Source organism: Salinimicrobium oceani (assembly GCF_012037645.1).
This window is the reverse complement of the sequence record NZ_JAAVJR010001094.1, coordinates 1-360: the sequence shown is the minus strand read 5'-3', so window position 1 is coordinate 360 and position 360 is coordinate 1. Positions and strand designations below refer to the sequence as shown.

Below are 360 nucleotides of genomic sequence, written 5' to 3'. Positions count from 1 at the left end.
CCCGATAAAAGACCAATGCTTCCGCCGAGGGCGAACTGTTTGGGTCGTGAAAGCTCCAAAGATTTCAGTTTAGCTTTCACAATCCTCAGGATCATAAATATTCCTGCCAAAATTAGAGCTCCACCTAAAATAAGGAAAAAGATCGTTTGAGATAATTTTACCTGTGCACCAAAATAGGCCATTGGGATACTGAATATAAAGAACGGCCATATAAGTTTAGGTTTTAATATTCCATTTTTTATAAAAACAACGGTGCCTATTGAAACCACACAAATGTTAAGCAACAGTGCCGTGGAGCGTATTTCATAGAAGTCGGTAAGGACAAGGCTAAGAATCGCCAGGTAACTGGAACCGCCTCCA

The 360-nt window shown here is 40.6% G+C and carries 1 protein-coding gene; it reads right to left on the bottom strand.

Annotated features, from left to right (window positions below; genetic code table 11):
• On the bottom strand, positions 1 to 360 hold a 360-nt coding region (locus HC175_RS20940), incomplete at both ends, for a TSUP family transporter (protein WP_168139907.1).